Here is a 13,920-nt window from a genome sequence, read left to right as displayed (position 1 = left end):
TCCTCGTCGACCGCCGCGGCGAACGGCGCGATCTTCGCCTCCGCCAGTGCACGTACCGACTCCCGGAGCATCTCGTGCTCCTCCGAGGGGCGGTACAGGTCGAAATCGGTTCCCGCTGACGCCACGAGCCTTCACTCCCCTGAGCTAACTACTGTTAAGTAGCCTGAATTCTAGGGCTGCTCCGCGGGCCTCCCCAGGGGCCCTCGTACGTGATGTTCCCGACAGGGCCGGGGCGCGGTCCGCCCGCTCCTGGACTCCCCGCTTTCCCTCCCGGATATGCTCGGTCGCGGCCTGGGCTGCCCGTTCCGCCCATGCCGTGACCCCGTCCGCGCACCCGTCACTGGAGCACCGCATGGCCCTGAAGATCACTGTGATCGGCACCGGCTACCTCGGCGCCACCCACGCCGCGGCCATGGCCGACATGGGCTTCGAGGTGTTGGGCATGGACGTCGTGCCCGAGAAGGTGGCGGCGCTCTCCCGTGGCGAGATCCCGATCTACGAGCCGGGCCTGGAGGAGCTGCTGCGCCGCCACGTGGCCGGTTTCGAGGGCTCCACCGGCCGGTTGCGGTTCACCACCTCCTACGAGGAGGTCGCGGCCTTCGGTGACGTGCACTTCGTGTGCGTCAACACCCCGCAGAAGCACGGCGAGTACGCCTGCGACATGAGCTACGTCGACTCCGCCGTCGCCGGCCTGGCCCCGCACCTGACGCGTCCGGCGCTGGTCGTCGGCAAGTCGACGGTGCCGGTGGGCTCCGCCGCGCGCCTGGCCGAGATGCTGGCCGAGCTGGCGCCCGCGGGCCGGGACGCCGAGCTGGCCTGGAACCCGGAGTTCCTGCGCGAGGGCTTCGCGGTGGAGGACACCCTGCACCCGGACCGCATCGTCACCGGTGTCACCAGCGCCCACGCCGAGAAGCTGCTGCGCGAGGTGTACGCGGCGCCGATCGCCGAGGGCACCCCGTTCATCGTCACCGACTTCCCCACCGCGGAGCTGGTCAAGAGCGCCGCCAACTCCTTCCTGGCGACGAAGATCTCCTTCATCAACGCGATGGCCGAGGTGTGCGAGGCCGCGGGCGGCGACGTGGTCAGGCTCGCGGAGGCGCTGGGCCACGACGACCGGATCGGACGGAAGTTCCTGCGCGCCGGCATCGGCTTCGGCGGCGGCTGCCTGCCCAAGGACATCCGGGCGTTCATGGCGCGCGCCGGTGAGCTCGGCGCCGACCAGGCTCTGACGTTCCTGCGCGAGGTCGACTCGATCAACATGCGGCGCCGCGGCCACATGGTGGAGCTGGCCCGGGAGGCGGTCGGCGGCGTCTTCCTCGGCAAGCGGGTGGCGGTCCTCGGCGCGACCTTCAAGCCCGACTCCGACGACGTCCGCGACTCGCCCGCGCTCAACGTGGCCGGGCAGATCCACCTCCAGGGCGGCCAGGTCACGGTGTACGACCCGCGGGGCATGGAGAACGCCCGCCGGGTCTTCCCCACCCTGGGCTACGCGGAGTCGGCGGTCGACGCCATAAGGGGTGCGGACGTGGTGCTGCACCTGACGGAGTGGGCGGAGTTCCGGGAGCTGGACCCGGTCGCCCTGGGCGAGGTCACCGCGGGCCGGCACATCCTGGACGGGCGCAACGCGCTCGACGGCGAGGTGTGGCGCCGGGCGGGCTGGACGTACCGGGCGCTGGGCCGGCCGTAGGCAGGGTCTTCACAGTCCCGCCTGTCCGCCCTTCGGGCGAACGACGCCACTGTGAAGGCTTTGCCCAGGGCTGAGGAGCGACCGCGGGGCGCGAGGCGTTCGCCGTCGGGCGCCCCGCCCCGTCAGTACGCCTGGAGTTCCACCAGCGTGCCCTGCGGATCGCGTACGTGCGCGGTGCGCAGCCCTGCGCCCCACTGCGGCCGGTCCGCCGGCGGTGCGACCGGCGCCGCCGAAGCCGCCAGGCAGCGGGTGTAGGCGTCCGCCACGTCCGCGACCCGGCAGACGAACATCACCGAATCCGCCGGGTCGCCGCCGGCGGAACCGGTCACCTCGGCCATGAGCGCCCTGTCGCACAGGATGAGCAGGGCCTCCTCACCCAGATCCCACTGGGCGTACGGGCCGTCCTTGTCCCCTTTCACCCGCCGCGCGCCGGTCAGCGCGGGCAGCACGGCGTCGTAGAACCGGAAACACGCGGCGAAGTCGGTGACCAGCAGTCTCGGGTGCAGTCCGTCCATGGTTCCGCCATTTCATAGGTAGACACCTACGGTTTCACCTTTGACTATAGGTGATCACCTAACATGGCGTCATGTCCTCGCGCCCCGCCGACCGGCCCGCCTCCCCGCCCACCCTGCTGGACCTGGACGTCTACCTGCTGTCCCGGGTGGGCAAGGCAGGGCGGGCTGCCGTCGCCGCGCGGCTCGCCGAGTACGGTCTGCGCCTGTGGCACATGGCGGTCCTCGCGGTCCTGCGGGACTTCGGGCCGCAGGACCAGCGGTCCCTGGGCGAACGACTGGCGCTGCACCCCAGCGACGTGGCCAAGGTGGTCGACGCGCTGGCACGGGACGGCCGGGTGCGGCGGGAGCGCACACCCGCCGACCGGCGCCGCGTCACGGTGGACCTCACCGAGCACGGGCGGGAGTTGCTGACCTCGCTGCACCGGGAGGCGGCGGCCGTCGGTGACCGTCTGCTGAGCGCCCTCACCCCCGGGGAGCGCGAGACCCTCCGGGGCCTCCTGCGGCGGGTCACGCCACCTCCCGGCACCCCCTGACCGCGTCCCCGATCCTCGCGGACCCACCAACCGCCGTGCGGACCGCGGCTCTTGCGTCCGCGTCCGGCCGCCGTGCCCGACGGCGAACAACCCGGCCCGGTCGCCGCGTTCGGCGTCGGTCATCGGGCAGGATCACGAGGTGACCGTCACCAGCAGCCACACTGTGGAGGTAACCGCATGGCCATCGCGAAGCTCGGCGTGACCGCTCTGGACTGCCCCGATCCCGCGGCTCTCGCCGCGTTCTACGCCGCCCTGGTCGGCGGCGAGGTCGTGGACCCGGAGGAGGACGACTGGGTGGAGGTGGAGGGCCCGGACGGGGAGCGGCGCCTGGCGTTCCAGCGCGTCGAGGGGTACCAGCCGCCGAGCTGGCCCGGCCAGGAGCAACCTCAGCAGCTCCACCTCGACTTCGACGTGCCCCGCGCGGAGATCGACGAGGCCGAACGGCAGGTGCTCGCCCTCGGTGCCAAGCTGGCCTGGGGCGACGAGGGGGAGCGGAACTTCCGGGTCTACCTGGACCCGGCCGGTCACCCGTTCTGCCTGTGCATGACGGACCGGGCCTGAGGACGATCCCCGCCTGAGGCCGCGCGGCGGGGCGGGGGGACCGCACTGCGGCAGCGGGTGCCCTCGCCGGCGGCCTGCCGCCGCGACGTCTCGCGGAAGGCGCCCCGTGACGACCGGATCGGCCCCACCGTGCTCACGCAGGGTGGGGTTCCGGCCCGTCCGCGGCCCGCGGGGCAGGTGTCGTGCCGGGCTCTCTCGACGCGTGCGTGGGCGCCCCGTGGCGTCAGGTGCGGACCGTCCCGGTGTCCACGGTGGGCCTGTCCTGCTCGCGTTGCAGGGACCGGAAGTCCCCGGCCCAGCCGGGGTTGCGGGCGGGCGTCGCCGAGGACGCCTCCGCCGGGCGTGCCGTGCGGTTGGCGTAGAGGCTGTTGAGCAGCCAGGGCTGTTTGTGCGGCCCGAAGTCCTTCGTCATGGCGGCCCCCTGGGCGACGCCGTAGGTGGCCACGGCGAGCCGGTCGGTGGCCCGGAACCGGTCGACCTGGTCGCGCAGGTAGTGCCGGTGACTGGCGTACCAGGGGCTCATGGCGAGCAGGTCCTGCCACTGCTGCTGGGGCCACGGGTGGTCGATCGCCTGCCTGATCGCCTGCCACACCCTGGTGTCCGCATCCATCCGGTAGCGCTCGGCGAACCGGTGCGGTATCGGGTCCGTCATGTGCTGCTGCCACAGCTGCACCAGGGAGAACTCGGTGACCAGGAACTTCTGCCCATGCCCCAGCCGGGGCAGCACGAAGTCCAGGTACTTCCCGGCCTGCTCGATCGACTGCACGTGCGGGTGGATGTCCACGCCCTCGATGCCGTCCGTCCGTCGCGCGAAGTCCATCCAGCGCTCGGCCCCCCGGCCGCGCCACTCGGGCTGGTCGAGGTGGTTGAGGGCGCCCATGTAGACACGGGTGCGACTGGTGCTGCCGCTGTGCCGGGACCGGTAGGCGAGGACGTGCCGGGCGACCGCCTCGTAGAAGTCGCCCAGCGGGCCGTTCCAGTCCTTCTTGCGGCTCTCGATGAACGGCTCGTTGCCGACGACGAGGATGTTCACCTTGCCCATGACGGCGTCCAGCACCTTGTCGACCCTCGCGAGCACCTTCTCCGTCTCGGGACTGTCCGGAGCGGGGAACGCCCTGTCGTTGTGCGGCAGTTTGAGGGTCAGGACGGTGCCGAAACCGTGCTGGGAGACCTTCAGCAGGGTGGCGAGCGCCCTGTGCTGGAGGGCGCCGGGGTCCTCCGCGGCGCGCAGGGCGACGAAGCCGCGCAGCCAGCCCGCGCCCACCCCTTCGAGCTCGGTGAGGCCGCAGCCGGTGGGGTCCTCGTTGAAGTTCCCGCCGAGCGCCCCGTCCGGGGCCGCGCCCGACGCACCGCCGTCCTTCTTCTCACCCGAACCGTCGCCACCGGTCCTGGAGCACCCGGCAGCGAGCAGGGCCGCCCCTGACGCCCCGACCAGCCACCGCCGGGTCACTCCACCCTCGTTCCGCGTCACGCCTTCTCCTTCACGACCTGGCTGTTCCGGCAGGCTGCCTGCCCTGATTCGCCGCCACTACACGGGTCAGCGGACGGGAGGCCGGCGGTCGTCCTGGAAGCCGATCCGTAGCGTCGGGGCGACCGGAGGCAACCGGCGTACCGGATGGGACTGTCCAGACGGGCAAGTCTCGCGGACCACCACCGCGAAATCTGGCGAGAAAGCACCTCGACAGTGCAAAGTTGCACCTCAGGCGAGTCCCGAGGACGTGTGTCCAAGGGCGGAGCGCCACAGGGGCGCTACCTACACCTGGGGGGCGCATGGCTACGGCTGACTTCGACGTTCGGCCCGACCAACTGGACGACCAGGCGAAAGATCTCGACACCGCGGGTGAAGAGGTCGACTCCGTCAAGGGTGGCCTGCCCACCCCGTCGCGTTATCCGGCCCGCGTCCTCGGTGGGGCCGAAGTCGGGGCGGCTTTCGACGCGTTCGCCGACGCGTGGCTGACGGAGTGCACGACGCTGGGGGGCGCCCTGCACGAACTGGCCGACAGGCTGCGGGCCTCGGCTGACAACTACCGCTCCACGGAGAACGAGGCCGTCGCCATGCTGGGCCACTCGATGGTCCTGATGCCCCACGGCCTCGCCACCCCGATGGCCTCCGCGGGCGGCGGGTCCCCCTTCGGCTGACCGTCCTCGTCACCGACCGTCGTCATCACCCCGGGCCCCGCCACGCGCGGGCCCCCTCATCCCGCGGGTCACGCCGTCCCGGTGTACCGCCCGTACCTCTCGCACGGGGACGACAACCTCACCATGGCCGATCAGGACACTCCCACCGCCCGCCGAAGCCGACTGCAGTCGTGCCTGCACCGCCTCGGCGACTGCGACGACAAGGTCGCGCTGGCCGAAGCGGTCCGGGACACCCTCGCCGTGTCGCCGCCGGACGGCTCCTCCGACGTCCTCGACCACCTGGCCCAGGCGTACCGGCGCCAGGCGGACGTGGTGGAGGAGGTGGGCGCCCGGGTGGGTGCCGTCGGCAGGACACACCTCCCGAACGTGTGGGCGGGGCAGAGCGGTGCCGGCGCGGCGGACGCCGTGAACGCCGCGGCTCGCGACGCGGACCACATGTCGCTGGCGTTCCGCGAGGCGTACAGGACGCTCGCCGCGTTCGCGGACGTCGTCCACGAGGCCCAGGCCACCGACGGCATGGGCCGGGAGCTGCTCTTCGACGCGTTCCGCATCCTGGAGTCCTCGGACGCACTCGCCGACGACCAGCAGGGGGACGGGGCCGGGAAGGGCGGCGGCGGACTCCGGAAAGGCGGACTGTCGGTGAACAGGCAGGACAGCGAGGCCGCGGAGGAAGCCCTGTCGCACGCCCGCACGGCCGCCACCGCGGGCGCGCAGAAGAGGCTCACGGCCGCCGCCAAATGCGAAGAGGCCGCCCGTGTCGCGACACGTGACCTCAACAAGCTCACCTCCCAGGCCCGCGCCGGCCGTCTGCGGGGCTCCGGCCTCAGTGACGCCGACGCGCTGGCCCTGGCCGACACCGCCGTCGCCGGTGCGCCGCGCGACCTCAACAAGCTGCTCAGCGCCGACGACCTCGACCGTTCGGAACAGGCGATGAGCCGGTTGGACAGCGACGACCACGCCGAGTTCAACCGGATGTTGTCCGATGCCAAGAGCCCGGAGGAACGCGCCTACCTCCTCAAGGCACTGGCCGCCGGGAACAGCATGGACGCCGTCAGCACCTTCCAGGACAAGATCCACGGGCGCGACCCCCTCTGGCTCCGCGACCACCTCTCACCGATCACCGCGGACAGCGACAGCATGAAGGACGAGGGGCTCGACGACGACGGCGCGAACAAGAACACCGAGGACGTGACCTTCCACGGCCAGAAGTGGGAGCAGGGCGGGGACGGCAGCGAGGGCACCTGCGTCGCCTCGTCCACCATCACCGCACGCGCCCTGGTCGACCCGGTGTACGCCCTCGACCTCACCGGCGGGCCCTCGGGCCACGACGAGAACCCCGACCACTTCCGGGACCGCCTGGTGGACGAGCAGCACCGGGTGCACAACGAGGGCGACGGCGGCAAGAACTGGAACGGCATGGGGGTCGAGGGGCAGGAACTGGTCGACGACCGGGAGATCGGCTCCCACACCGGTACCGACTACGACCGGCGTGACCTCTCGGGCGACGACGACCGGCGCGCCGCGCTGACCGATGTCGAGCAGTCCGTCGCGGACGGCCGCCCCGTGCCCGTCAACGTCTCGGGGAGCGACGGCAACCACGCCATGATGATCATCGGGCAGGAAGGCGACAAGCTGCAGATCTACAACCCGTGGGGTACGACGACATGGGTGAGCGAGCACGACTTCGTGAGCGGGCACCTGGGGGGAGCGGCCGACAGCGGCCTGGGCGACGGCGTCTTCGCCGTCTTCGTCCCGCACGGAACGGGATGAGCCACGGACGTACGGCGGCCCGCACCGCGCTCCTGGCAACACTGCTGACCGTGCTCCTCGCGGGGTGCGGTGAGGGTGAGCCGCCGTCCCACTCCACGGGCCACCGGAAGATCGTTGTCGACGCCGGTGAGGAGTTCGACCTGACCGTCCCCTACAACGCCTCCACCGGAGAACGCTGGGGCATCACCACCCCCGCGCCCGACCCGTCCGTGGTCCGGACCCGAGGCAGGCGTTTCGCGCACGACACCCCGGTGCAACCGGGCAGCGGCGGCACCCTGCACCTCCGCTTCACGGCCCGGAAGCGGGGCACCACCCGCATCGTGCTGCTGCACTGCCTGGTCCACGCCTGCGACGGTCCCGTCGACTCGCCCTCGCCGGCAGCCCCGTCCCCGTCCACCATGTCCCTGGCCCCCCTCACTCCCCGGCCCGAGCGGATCACCTGGACCGTCACCGTCCGCTGAGAACCGTCAGGCCCGCACGCAGCACCGCGCAACGTCCGTACACAGCAAGGAATCCGACATGACGCCCTCCTCCGCCGACGGTCCGCCCCCCGGTTACCGGACGGAGACCGAACTGCGCGCGCTCGCCCTCCCGCCACTGCTGCGAGGCGGACTGCCCCCGGGCTCGCCCGGTCGCACGGCCCTCTTCGGCGAAGGCGCCGTGGCCGGTGCGTTGACGCTGGGGGACCTCGGTGTCCTGCCCCGGTCGGTGGCGTTCCTCGCCAAGGTCGTGCGCTCCGGCGGAGTCCGCTACGCCGCCGACCTCAGCGAACCCCTGCCCCGGGAGGAGGCCGCCACGGTCGTACGCGGCTGGCTGACGGAAGCGGCGGCGGTCGCGCCCCAGGGCCTTGAGGGGGACGAGGAGGTGGCACGCTGGCTCGAAGCCGTGGCGGCCGTGATGGAGCTGCGCCTCACCAGCGGCCCGCCCGCCACCGGCCGGCAGGACTGAGGGAGCCTCTGGCCGCACCCGCCGCCCGGCTCGGGCCTCAGGCCGCGATGATGGCGATGACTGCCAGCGCCAGTCCGACCGCCCCGACCACGCTGTTCGTCACGTTGAGCAGGTCGGCGTCGACATGGGCTTCGGCGCGCTGGATCGGGTCTGCCGCGATGTCCGCCCAGTGCGCGGCGATGGCGTCACTGCGTGTGTCCACCGTCCAGTCGTCGTTCCGCGATCCGGGTTCGAACGTGCCGGCCACGTGTCCGGAATGCTGGAAGGTGTACACCCGGCCCTGCGCGTCCTTCACCGCCCACACGAGTTGGGTGTTGAACTCGTCGGCGCCGGAGTCGTGGAAATGTCCCGTGAACGTCACCGAGCCGTCCTCGCGGAGGGTCAGGTGGGCGTTGCCGCCGACCGGGATTCCGCTCGCGAAGACGATGGGGGCGAAATCGAAGGTCAACGACGTCGGCAGGTCGTGGGAGAGGGCGAAGTTGAATCCGGCTGCCTCGTGCGGGATGCGCGCGGTGCGGGGTGGTTCCCCTTGTCCCGGCGGCTTTCCCGCAGCGTGCGGACGACGCCCGCGGACGACCCGGCACACAGCGATGCCCCACCGCGTCGCGCGCAGTGGGGCATCGCCGGGAGGGGGCGGGCCGGCCTCAGCCCTCGCCCCCGTCCACCTGCTCGATCGTCGCGTTGGACGGCCCCCGCAGGGACTGCTCCTCGCGGGCCACGGCCTCGGCGTCGCGCAGGACGCGGACCGCGTTGCGCCAGGTCAGCTTGGAGACGTCCGTGCGGGACCAGTTGCGGTCCAGCAGTTCGGCGACGAGGTTCGGGTAGCCCGCGACGTCGGCGATGTCGGCCGGGGTGAAGGCGGTGCCGTCGAAGTCGCCGCCGATGCCGACGTGGTCGACGCCGGCGACCTCGCGCATGTGGTCCAGGTGGTCGGCGACGGTCTTGGCGGTGGCCTTGGGCCGGGGGTGGTTCTCCTCGAAGCGGCGGTGCACCGCCATCGCCTGCGGCGTGGTGTCGAGGTGGTGGAAACCGTGGGCGCGCATGTTCTCGTCGGCGCGCTTGGTCCACTCCACGGCCTCGGGGAGGATGAACTTCGGCACGAACGTCGCCATGGCCACACCGCCGTTGGCGGGGAGCTGCGCGAGCACGTCGTCGGGGATGTTGCGGACGTGGTCGCAGACGGCGCGCGCCGAGGAGTGCGAGAAGACCACCGGGGCGCGGGTGACGCGCAGCGCGTCGCGCATGGTGTCGGCCGAGACGTGGCTGAGGTCGACGAGCATCCCGCAGCGGTTCATCTCGCTCACGACCAGCTCGCCGAACCGGGTCAGGCCGTGGGCCTTCGGCTCGTCGGTGGCGGAGTCGGCCCAGTCGATGGTGTCGTTGTGGGTGAGCGTCATGTAGCGCACGCCCAGCGCGTACAACGCCCGCAGCGTGCCGAGGGAGTTCGCGATGGAGTGGCCGCCCTCGGCGCCCATCAGGGAGGCGATGCGGCCCTCGGCACGGGCGGCCTCCATGTCCTCGGCGGTGTGCGCGGCCCGCAGCTCGCCGGGGTGCCGGTCGATCAGCTGACGCACCACGTCGATCTGTTCGAGGGTGGCGCTGACCGCCTGGTCGCCCGCGAAGTCGGAGCGGACGTAGACCGACCAGAACTGGGCGCCGACGTGGCCGGCGCGCAACCGGGGCAGGTCGGTGTGGAGGGTGGCGCTGGTGTCGCCGGCCAGGTCGACGCGGTCGAGGTCGTAGCGGACCTGCTCGCGCAGGGCCCAGGGCAGGTCGTTGTGGCCGTCGACGACCGGCCACTCGGTGAGGACGTCCACGACGTCGGCGCGGGCGCTCACCGCTGCGCCCCGAAGCCGAAGCCGCCGCCGGCGACCTTGGCGCGCAGCTTGCGGCCCTTCTCGGTGGCCTGGTCGTTCAGGTCCTGCTGGAAGGAGCGCATCCGGTCCTGGAGGTCCGGGTCGTGGGCGGCGAGGATGCGGGCGGCCAGCAGGCCGGCGTTGCGGGCGCCGCCCACGGAGACGGTGGCGACGGGCACCCCGGCCGGCATCTGCACGATGGAGAGCAGCGAGTCCATGCCGTCGAGGTACTTCAGCGGCACGGGCACGCCGATGACGGGCAGCGGGGTGACGGCGGCGAGCATGCCGGGCAGGTGGGCGGCCCCGCCGGCGCCCGCGATGATCGCCTTCAGGCCGCGCCCGGCCGCCTGCTCGCCGTAGTCGACCATCTCGCGCGGCATGCGGTGCGCGGAGACGACGTCGACCTCGTGGGCGATCCCGAACTCGGTGAGCGCCTCGGCGGCGGCCTCCATGACGGGCCAGTCGGAGTCGGAGCCCATGACGATGCCGACGAGCGGTGCCGCGTCGGGCCGGGCGGAGGATTCGGGGGCAGCGCTCATTCCTTGATCGTTCCTCGCAGGTAGCCGGCGGCGTGGGCGGCGCGCTCGCGGACGTCGGCCAGGTCGTCGCCGTAGGTGTTCACGTGCCCGACCTTACGGCCCGGCTTCACGTCCTTGCCGTACATGTGGATCTTGAGCTGCGGGTCGCGCGCCATGCAGTGCAGGTACGCGGAGTACATGTCGGGGTAGTCGCCGCCGAGCACGTTGGCCATCACGGTCCACTGCGCGCGGGGCCGCGGGTCGCCCAGCGGCAGGTCCAGCACGGCGCGCAGGTGGTTGGCGAACTGCGAGGTGATCGCGCCGTCCATGGTCCAGTGGCCGGAGTTGTGCGGGCGCATCGCCAGTTCGTTGACGAGGACGGCGGGCCGGCCCTCGGCGTCGCGGACCTCGAAGAGCTCCACGGCGAGGTGGCCGACGACACCGAGCTGGGCGGCGATGCGCAGCGCCAGTTCCTGGGCCTGGGCGGAGAGGTCCTCGGAGAGGTCGGGGGCGGGTGCGATCACGGTGTCGCAGACGCCGTGGACCTGGATCGACTCCACCACCGGGTAGGCCACGGCCTGGCCGTGCGGGGAGCGCACCACGTTGGCGGCGAGTTCGCGGACGAAGTCCACCTTCTCCTCGGCGAGGACCGGCACGCCGGCGCGGAACGGCTCGGCCGCCTCCGCCACGGAGCGCACGACCCACACGCCCTTGCCGTCGTAGCCGCCGCGGACGGTCTTCAGGACGACGGGGAAGCCCTGCCCGTCCTCGCCCTGCCCGCCCTCGGCGGCGAAGGCGGCGACGTCCTCCGGGTCGGAGACGATGCGGTGGCGGGGGCACGGCACGCCGATCTCGCTGAGCCTGGCCCGCATCACCCCCTTGTCCTGCGCGTGCAGGAGCGCCTCGGGCCCGGGGCGGACGGGGATGCCGTCCGCCTCCAGGGCGCGCAGGTGCTCCGCGGGCACGTGCTCGTGGTCGAAGGTGATCACGTCGCAGTCGCGGGCGAAGGCCCTGAGCGTCTCCAGGTCGCGGTAGTCGCCGACGACGACGTCACCGACCACCTGGGCCGCGGAGTCCTGCGGGGTGTCACTGAGGAGCTTGAACCTGATGCCGAGGGGGATGCCCGCCTCGTGGGTCATGCGGGCGAGCTGACCGCCGCCGACCATGCCGACTACCGGGAACGTCACGCCACCAGGGTAGCCGTCCGCTTCGTCGCTTCGAACACCGGCACTTGGAGGAACGTCCAAGCGGTACCGTGGGGCGCCGTCCGCGTGAAGGTCGCGTGAAGCGCCGGTGACGGGGAACCGGGGTAGCCCGACTGCCGTCCCTCGCGGCGCGGCGCGGTGCGAGCACCGGACCGGGCGGCTCCGCCCTGGTTAGCATGACCGCGGCGGGCTGCCTTCGCCGGCACGGCCGCCGAAGAGACGGACGACGCCCCCGACAGGAAGCGGAAACGATTCACATGGGTGAGCGCAGCGACCTGCGGGCGCGACTGTCGGGCCTGGCCCGCGAGGTCGTGAAGTTCGGAGCCGTGGGGGGCGCCGGCGTCCTGGTCAACCTGGGCGTCTTCAACCTGGTGCGGCACACCAGCGACCTCCCGGTGGTGCGCGCCAGCGTCGTCGCGACGGTCGTCTCGATCCTCTTCAACTACGTGGGCTTCCGCTATTTCACCTACCGGGACCGCGAGAGCAGCGGCCGCACCCGGGAGATGGCACTGTTCCTCTTCTTCAGTGCGATCGGCCTGGTCATCGAGAACGGGCTGCTCTACGCGGCGACCTACGGTTTCGGCTGGGACTCGCCGCTCCAGTCCAACGTCTTCAAGTTCGTCGGCATCGGCCTGGCGACGCTCTTCCGCTTCTGGTCCTACCGGAGCTGGGTCTTCCGTGCGGTTCCCGCGGCGGAGCCGGCGGAGGGCGGCGCACCCGTGGGCGTGGGGCCGGGAAAACCCCGTGAGGAGTCGACCCCGGTCGCGCTCGCGGCGGAGCGCCGGGAGGCACACGCGGTGCCGGGCGCCCCGGTCGACTGACCGCGCGGGGGCCTGACCCTGCGGGCACTGCGGGGGCTCCTCCGTACGGGTCCGGCCGTGGGGGCACGCCCCTGCCGGGGGCCGGACCGGCCCCTTCCGGTCACTCCGCCGCCTCCTCGGCCTCCCGCGCGAGGAAGAGCGCGAAGACGGGGGGCTGCTGCTGGAGGAGCTCCAGGCGTCCGCCGTCGGCTTCGGCGAGGTCACGGGCGACGGCCAGGCCGAGCCCGGTGGAGTTGCGGCCGCTGACGGTCCGCTCGAAGACCCGGGAGCCGAGGTCGGGGGAGACTCCGGGGCCGGCGTCGGTGACCTCGACGACGACCTGGTTGCCGGTGGTGCGGGTGCGCATCGCAACGGTGCCGTCGCCGTGCATCAGGGCGTTCTCCACCAGGGTGGCCAGGACCTGGGCGACCGCGCCGGGGGTGCCGACCGCCCGCAGGCCCTGCTTGCCGGAGCGGACGATGGCGCGGCCGGCGCTGCGGTAGGCGGGCCGCCACTCCTCGATCTGCTGCTTGACCACCTCGTCGAGGTCGAAGGCGACCGCGGAGCCGCTGCGGGGGTCGCGGGAGTTGGTGAGCAGCCGCTGCACGACGTCGCTGAGCCGGTCGACCTGGCCGAGCGCGATGCTCGCCTCCTCCTTCACCGTGTCGGGGTCGTCGGCGACGGTGATCTCCTCCAGCCGCATGGACAGCGCGGTCAGTGGGGTGCGGAGCTGGTGGGAGGCGTCGGCGGCCAGCCGGCGTTCGGCGGTGAGCATCCGGGCGATCCGTTCCGCGCTGGCGTCCAGGACGTCCGCCACCCGGTCCAGCTCGTGCACCCCGTAGCGGCGGTGGCGGGGCCGGGGGTCGCCCGAGCCGAGGCGCTCGGCGGTCTCGGCCAGGTCGGTGAGCGGTGCGGTGAGCCGGTGGGCCTGGCGGACGGCGAGGACGACGGCGGCGAGGACGGCCAGCAGCGCGACCGCGAGGATGATCAGCAGGGTGCGGCCGATCTCGGCGCTGACGGCGGCGTGGGACTCCTTGACGGTGACGGTCTCGCCCCGGTCGCCGTGGACGGTCCAGGAGATGGCCTCGCCGCTGGGCCGGTCGCCGATGTGCAGGGTGGGCCTGCCGGGCACCGTGATCTCGGCGTACCGGTGGGCGGTGATCTGCTCCCGGAGGATGCCCTGGGTGAGTTTCTCGCCGCCGCTGAGCCGGCTCTCGACGATGCCGACGAGCCGGACGGCCTCGGAGGCCACGCTCTCCTGCGCCCCGGCCTGGATGGTGCGGGTCTCGACGATGACGAGGGAGATGCCGAAGACGGCGATCACGACGAGCACCACGGCGAGCGTGGAGTTGATCAGGCGGCGGCGCACGGTGCCCTCCGGGGCCGGG

General features: G+C 72.5%; 16 protein-coding genes. 8 read left to right on the top strand and 8 right to left on the bottom strand.

Annotated features, from left to right (window positions below):
- Positions 1 to 125, bottom strand: a 125-nt coding sequence (locus ACFV3R_RS24500) for an acyl-CoA dehydrogenase family protein (RefSeq protein WP_385587019.1), incomplete at its 3' end; no start/stop codon positions are given.
- Between the two features lie 227 nt (positions 126 to 352).
- Here ACFV3R_RS24500 and ACFV3R_RS24495 point away from each other — a divergent pair.
- Positions 353 to 1,687 (top strand): UDP-glucose dehydrogenase family protein, encoded by a 1,335-nt coding sequence (locus tag ACFV3R_RS24495; RefSeq protein WP_385587006.1) that lies wholly within the window; start codon positions 353 to 355, stop codon positions 1,685 to 1,687.
- Between the two features lie 122 nt (positions 1,688 to 1,809).
- Here the strand turns inward: ACFV3R_RS24495 and ACFV3R_RS24490 are convergent, their stop codons facing one another.
- Positions 1,810 to 2,202 (bottom strand): VOC family protein, encoded by a 393-nt coding sequence (locus ACFV3R_RS24490; RefSeq protein ID WP_385587000.1) that lies wholly within the window; start codon positions 2,200 to 2,202, stop codon positions 1,810 to 1,812.
- A 71-nt stretch (positions 2,203 to 2,273) separates the two neighbouring features.
- Between ACFV3R_RS24490 and ACFV3R_RS24485 the strand changes: the two genes are divergently transcribed.
- Entirely contained in the window at positions 2,274 to 2,735 is a 462-nt protein-coding gene (locus ACFV3R_RS24485; RefSeq protein ID WP_385586997.1) for a MarR family winged helix-turn-helix transcriptional regulator, read from the top strand.
- A gap of 177 nt (positions 2,736 to 2,912) precedes the next feature.
- Positions 2,913 to 3,296, top strand: a complete 384-nt coding sequence (locus ACFV3R_RS24480) for a VOC family protein (protein ID WP_385586994.1) — start codon at positions 2,913 to 2,915, stop codon at positions 3,294 to 3,296.
- Between the two features lie 223 nt (positions 3,297 to 3,519).
- Here ACFV3R_RS24480 and ACFV3R_RS24475 read toward each other — a convergent pair whose 3' ends face one another.
- The gene (locus ACFV3R_RS24475) at positions 3,520 to 4,767 is read right to left on the bottom strand and encodes a hypothetical protein (RefSeq protein WP_385586991.1); all 1,248 of its coding nucleotides are present in this window, start codon (positions 4,765 to 4,767) and stop codon (positions 3,520 to 3,522) included.
- 299 nt (positions 4,768 to 5,066) lie between these two features.
- Here ACFV3R_RS24475 and ACFV3R_RS24470 point away from each other — a divergent pair, with 299 nt between their 5' ends.
- The 4 genes from ACFV3R_RS24470 (at position 5,067) to ACFV3R_RS24455 (ending at position 8,153) form a co-directional block, all read left to right on the top strand.
- The gene (locus ACFV3R_RS24470; protein ID WP_385586988.1) at positions 5,067 to 5,435 is read left to right on the top strand and encodes a WXG100 family type VII secretion target; all 369 of its coding nucleotides are present in this window, start codon (positions 5,067 to 5,069) and stop codon (positions 5,433 to 5,435) included.
- Between the two features lie 123 nt (positions 5,436 to 5,558).
- Positions 5,559 to 7,205 carry a peptidoglycan-binding protein gene (locus ACFV3R_RS24465; protein WP_385586985.1) on the top strand — a complete coding sequence of 549 codons (1,647 nt, stop codon included), beginning with the start codon at positions 5,559 to 5,561 and terminating at the stop codon, positions 7,203 to 7,205.
- Entirely contained in the window at positions 7,202 to 7,666 is a 465-nt protein-coding gene (locus tag ACFV3R_RS24460; protein ID WP_385586983.1) for a protease inhibitor I42 family protein, read from the top strand. Before ACFV3R_RS24465 ends, ACFV3R_RS24460 begins: the two co-directional genes overlap by 4 nt.
- 58 nt (positions 7,667 to 7,724) lie before the next feature.
- Positions 7,725 to 8,153, top strand: coding sequence for a hypothetical protein (locus tag ACFV3R_RS24455; RefSeq protein WP_385586980.1), 429 nt, complete (start codon positions 7,725 to 7,727; stop codon positions 8,151 to 8,153).
- Positions 8,154 to 8,190: 37 nt separating this feature from the next.
- On the opposite strand, the gene ACFV3R_RS24450 is transcribed toward ACFV3R_RS24455, so the two are convergent.
- The 4 genes from ACFV3R_RS24450 to ACFV3R_RS24435 form a co-directional block, all read right to left on the bottom strand.
- Positions 8,191 to 8,601: a hypothetical protein gene (locus ACFV3R_RS24450; RefSeq protein WP_385586977.1), complete on the bottom strand. Its 411-nt coding sequence runs from the start codon at positions 8,599 to 8,601 to the stop codon at positions 8,191 to 8,193.
- Between the two features lie 196 nt (positions 8,602 to 8,797).
- Positions 8,798 to 9,991 carry a dipeptidase gene (locus tag ACFV3R_RS24445; RefSeq protein ID WP_385586974.1) on the bottom strand — a complete coding sequence of 398 codons (1,194 nt, stop codon included), beginning with the start codon at positions 9,989 to 9,991 and terminating at the stop codon, positions 8,798 to 8,800.
- Positions 9,988 to 10,548, bottom strand: coding sequence for a 5-(carboxyamino)imidazole ribonucleotide mutase (gene purE / locus ACFV3R_RS24440; RefSeq protein ID WP_385586971.1), 561 nt, complete (start codon positions 10,546 to 10,548; stop codon positions 9,988 to 9,990). Before purE ends, ACFV3R_RS24445 begins: the two co-directional genes overlap by 4 nt.
- Complete coding sequence (locus ACFV3R_RS24435) at positions 10,545 to 11,693, bottom strand: 5-(carboxyamino)imidazole ribonucleotide synthase (protein WP_385587015.1); 1,149 nt, start codon at positions 11,691 to 11,693, stop codon at positions 10,545 to 10,547. The genes purE and ACFV3R_RS24435 overlap by 4 nt, the downstream gene beginning before the upstream one ends.
- A gap of 296 nt (positions 11,694 to 11,989) precedes the next feature.
- Here ACFV3R_RS24435 and ACFV3R_RS24430 point away from each other — a divergent pair, with 296 nt between their 5' ends.
- Positions 11,990 to 12,553 carry a GtrA family protein gene (locus ACFV3R_RS24430; RefSeq protein WP_385586968.1) on the top strand — a complete coding sequence of 188 codons (564 nt, stop codon included), beginning with the start codon at positions 11,990 to 11,992 and terminating at the stop codon, positions 12,551 to 12,553.
- Between the two features lie 100 nt (positions 12,554 to 12,653).
- On the opposite strand, the gene ACFV3R_RS24425 is transcribed toward ACFV3R_RS24430, so the two are convergent.
- Positions 12,654 to 13,901 carry an ATP-binding protein gene (locus ACFV3R_RS24425; protein ID WP_385586965.1) on the bottom strand — a complete coding sequence of 416 codons (1,248 nt, stop codon included), beginning with the start codon at positions 13,899 to 13,901 and terminating at the stop codon, positions 12,654 to 12,656.
- Positions 13,902 to 13,920 lie beyond the last annotated feature (19 nt).

The sequence above is a fragment of the Streptomyces sp. NPDC059740 genome (genome assembly GCF_042733155.1).
Taxonomy (GTDB): domain Bacteria; phylum Actinomycetota; class Actinomycetes; order Streptomycetales; family Streptomycetaceae; genus Streptomyces.
This window is presented reverse-complemented; position numbering and strand designations above follow the sequence as displayed.

Bases quoted from the DNA above. Each gene is read 5' to 3' on its own strand.
- ACFV3R_RS24495 (WP_385587006.1), top strand. From the start codon at position 353: ATGGCCCTGAAGATCACTGTGATCGGCACCGGCTACCTCGGCGCCACC.
- ACFV3R_RS24490 (WP_385587000.1), bottom strand. From the start codon at position 2,202: ATGGACGGACTGCACCCGAGACTGCTGGTCACCGACTTCGCCGCGTGT.
- ACFV3R_RS24485 (WP_385586997.1), top strand. From the start codon at position 2,274: ATGTCCTCGCGCCCCGCCGACCGGCCCGCCTCCCCGCCCACCCTGCTG.
- ACFV3R_RS24480 (WP_385586994.1), top strand. From the start codon at position 2,913: ATGGCCATCGCGAAGCTCGGCGTGACCGCTCTGGACTGCCCCGATCCC.
- ACFV3R_RS24470 (WP_385586988.1), top strand. From the start codon at position 5,067: ATGGCTACGGCTGACTTCGACGTTCGGCCCGACCAACTGGACGACCAG.
- ACFV3R_RS24465 (WP_385586985.1), top strand. From the start codon at position 5,559: ATGGCCGATCAGGACACTCCCACCGCCCGCCGAAGCCGACTGCAGTCG.
- ACFV3R_RS24460 (WP_385586983.1), top strand. From the start codon at position 7,202: ATGAGCCACGGACGTACGGCGGCCCGCACCGCGCTCCTGGCAACACTG.
- ACFV3R_RS24455 (WP_385586980.1), top strand. From the start codon at position 7,725: ATGACGCCCTCCTCCGCCGACGGTCCGCCCCCCGGTTACCGGACGGAG.
- purE (WP_385586971.1), bottom strand. From the start codon at position 10,548: ATGAGCGCTGCCCCCGAATCCTCCGCCCGGCCCGACGCGGCACCGCTC.
- ACFV3R_RS24435 (WP_385587015.1), bottom strand. From the start codon at position 11,693: ATGGTCGGCGGCGGTCAGCTCGCCCGCATGACCCACGAGGCGGGCATC.
- ACFV3R_RS24430 (WP_385586968.1), top strand. From the start codon at position 11,990: ATGGGTGAGCGCAGCGACCTGCGGGCGCGACTGTCGGGCCTGGCCCGC.